The 3195-nt window shown below is 43.6% G+C and carries 4 protein-coding genes and 1 tRNA gene; 4 read left to right on the plus strand and 1 reads right to left on the minus strand.

Annotated elements, in window-relative coordinates; translation table 11 throughout:
• Window positions 1-173: helix-turn-helix domain-containing protein (locus HZY94_RS08800; protein ID WP_179924846.1), on the minus strand; the 173-nt coding region annotated here is incomplete at its 3' end.
• Between the two features lie 304 nt (window positions 174-477).
• Between HZY94_RS08800 and HZY94_RS08805 the strand changes: the two genes are divergently transcribed.
• From HZY94_RS08805 to HZY94_RS08820, 4 genes are all read left to right on the plus strand, one after another.
• Window positions 478-1434, plus strand: a complete 957-nt coding sequence (locus tag HZY94_RS08805; protein ID WP_179925842.1) for a glutathione S-transferase family protein — start codon at window positions 478-480, stop codon at window positions 1432-1434.
• 103 nt (window positions 1435-1537) lie between these two features.
• Complete coding sequence (locus HZY94_RS08810) at window positions 1538-2362, plus strand: Cof-type HAD-IIB family hydrolase (protein WP_179925843.1); 825 nt, start codon at window positions 1538-1540, stop codon at window positions 2360-2362.
• 71 nt (window positions 2363-2433) lie between these two features.
• Window positions 2434-2505, plus strand: a tRNA-Arg gene (locus HZY94_RS08815).
• A 517-nt stretch (window positions 2506-3022) separates the two neighbouring features.
• Window positions 3023-3195: helix-turn-helix domain-containing protein (locus HZY94_RS08820; protein WP_179925844.1), on the plus strand; the 173-nt coding region annotated here is incomplete at its 3' end.

Genomic DNA, 3195 nt, shown 5'->3' on the forward strand with positions numbered 1-3195 from the left:
CTCACTTGTTGTAAGACTTGCCCTCGCTTGATTTCGTTATTGATTGTTTGAGGAGCTCTTCCAAGTAGGCGAGCAATTTCTCGATTGGATTTTCCTTCTTTGTTCCATCGTTCAATGTAGCGACGATCATTAATTGTCAAATGTTTTCCTTTTGTTGTATAATTGTTTTGCATCTCTGTGCCCTTCCTTTTGTTTGTGGTGAACAACAAGTATAGCACGGAGGTGTTTTCTTATACCTTACAAAAGGATTTCATTTGACAACAGGGACTTTTGAAGCTGTTTTGAGGGCTAAACCAAGGCTATCATTAGCCTTGGCCAATTAGCCTAACAGCTCCAAACCTATTATCAAATGAAATCAGACAACTCATCAGAATGAGTTGTAGTACTTATCTAGCAGATAGGATGGGTGGCTAACTTCATTTTAAAATTTTTGTTTGGTATACTATTACTAATTATTAATAAAAAGGAGAAAATCAGATGGGGCTTTTAGTAGATGGACAATGGGTGGATCAATGGTATGACACCCAATCAACGGGCGGGAAATTTGTGCGAACCGTGACTCAGTTTCGGAACTGGATTACGCCGGATGGCCAACCTGAACCGACAGGTCAGGGTGGCTTCAAGGCAGAATCCGGTCGCTATCATTTGTATATCTCGCTAGCCTGCCCCTGGGCTAGCCGGACCTTGATTATGCGGAAATTGAAGGGCTTGGAGGAGCATATTTCGCTCTCAATCGTGAATCCTTTTATGTTGGAGAACGGCTGGACCTTCGCTGAGGGGCTAGGAGTCATTGAAGATAGTCTCTTTCAGAGTGACTACCTCTATCAAGTCTACCTAAAGGCTGACCCGAATTACACTGGTCGGGTAACCGTTCCAGTTCTATGGGACAAAAAAACCAATACCATCGTCAGCAATGAATCCGCTGAAATTATGCGGATGTTCGACTCGGCCTTCAATGACTTGACAGGCAATCAGGAGGACTATTATCCAGAAGACCTGCAGGCTGAAATTGATGCCATGAATGACTTTGTCTACCCAAATATCAATAATGGTGTCTACAAAGCCGGCTTCTCCACCAGTCAAAGTGTTTATGAGGAAGAAGTGAAGCAGGTCTTTGCGGCCCTGGATCAGCTAGAGACGCTCTTGGAGCCCCAAAACTATTTGGTTGGCAATCGTCTAACCGAGGCAGACATCCGCCTCTTTACAACCTTGGTACGCTTTGATGCGGTTTACTTTGGACACTTCAAATGCAATATCAAGGCCTTGGTGAACTATCCTAACCTGTGGGACTACACCAAACGTCTCTATCACTATCAAGACATCGCAGCTACCGTTGATTTTGACCATATTAAAAACCATTATTATGGAAGTCATAAAACCATCAATCCAACCGGGATTGTCCCTGTCGGACCCAACTTGGACTGGAGTCTTTAAGTCCTCACTAACCTTGGAATCAGCGAATTCCAAGGTTTTTTAAATCCGTTCTTTTGGTATAATAGGAAGTAGAAAAGATCTGAAAATTTGGGAGGACGAGTGGATGATTAAACTATTAGCCTTAGATATGGACGGCACCTTACTGGATCAAGATAAAAAATTGTTACCAGAGACCCTGGTTGACTTGGACAAGGCCCGGGCAGCAGGAGTCCTGCCTGTAATTTGTACAGGGCGTCCCCTATCTGGTGTTCTTCCTTATTTAGAGGAATTGGGCTGGCAGGGAAAAGAAGGCTATGTCATCATTAACAATGGCGCAACCATCTATAGCACCAAAGATTTGTCCATCCATTCCTGGTCTGGCTTGTCTCAAGAAGAACTGATCTTGTTGGATCAGATTGCCCAGGAGTCGACTGCTCAACTAACTATCTTTGACGAACAGGATTACCTGGTCGTCGGTGAAGAGCCTTCGGAGCTAGTGACAATGGATGCTGGTCTAGTTTTTACCAAACCCAAGCGAGTAGAGTTGGACCAGCTCTCAGACAGCCAAGCCAAGATTTTCCAAGCTATGTACTTAGATGAGAAGGAAGCATTGGATCGCTTTGAGGAGAAGTACGGTCCGCAATTGGCCAAGCATTTTGAAGTGGTCCGCTCGCAGGAGTATATCTATGAATGTCTCCCCAAAGGAACCAACAAGGCTAGCGGCCTTTCCTACCTAGCCCAGGATCTTGGTTTCAGCAATGACCAAGTCATGGCTATTGGAGATGCCAACAATGATTTGGAAATGTTGGCCTATGCCGGCTGGTCTGTAGCCATGGGCAATGCTAATGAGGCTGTGAAAAAGATTGCCAAATTTCAAACCGGACCGCACACAGAAAACGGAGTTGGCCAGGCCATCCGTGAGATTCTCCTACCAGCCAATCAGGCCTGAAAATTTTATTGGAGGAAGCTTGAAAAAAGTTCTTGCCTTCCTCCACAAGTTTTGGTATACTTATTGAGTTGCCACCCTTAGTGTAATGGATATCACGTAAGATTCCGGTTCTTGAGATGGGAGTTCGATTCTCTCAGGGTGGATGAAACTACAGTGAAAAAGCCTGTTCCTACAGGCTTTTTCGCTTTCTCGCCCCAAATCCGCCCCAAGGATTGTCTAGTGCGTATATTCCAATTCCCGTTTGGGATTGCCCTAACATTAGATGAAAATGTCTCGGGGAAGCTGATGACTGGACTAGTATCTTGATTGAGCGATCTGAGAATCTAGCAATCGGTCAATCAGTTGAGTTTTTGGAGGATACTAGAGCATCTGGAGAAATTTAAGTGATTTTTTCATTCCACAAAAATTTTAAAATGAAGTTAGCCACCCATCCTATCTGCTAGATAAGTACTACAACTCATTCTGATGAGTTGTCTGATTTCATTTGATAATAGGTTTGGAGCTGTTAGGCTAATTGGCCAAGGCTAATGATAGCCTTGGTTTAGCCCTCAAAACAGCTTCAAAAGTCCCTGTTGTCAAATGAAATCCTTTTGTAAGGTATAAGAAAACACCTCCGTGCTATACTTGTTGTTCACCACAAACAAAAGGAAGGGCACAGAGATGCAAAACAATTATACAACAAAAGGAAAACATTTGACAATTAATGATCGTCGCTACATTGAACGATGGAACAAAGAAGGAAAATCCAATCGAGAAATTGCTCGCCTACTTGGAAGAGCTCCTCAAACAATCAATAACGAAATCAAGCGAGGGCAAGTCTTACAACAAACGCG

This window comes from Streptococcus danieliae (assembly GCF_013415245.1).
GTDB lineage: Bacteria > Bacillota > Bacilli > Lactobacillales > Streptococcaceae > Streptococcus > Streptococcus danieliae_A.

Bases quoted from the DNA above. Each gene is read 5' to 3' on its own strand.
- HZY94_RS08805 (WP_179925842.1), top strand. From the start codon at position 478: ATGGGGCTTTTAGTAGATGGACAATGGGTGGATCAATGGTATGACACC.
- HZY94_RS08810 (WP_179925843.1), top strand. From the start codon at position 1,538: ATGATTAAACTATTAGCCTTAGATATGGACGGCACCTTACTGGATCAA.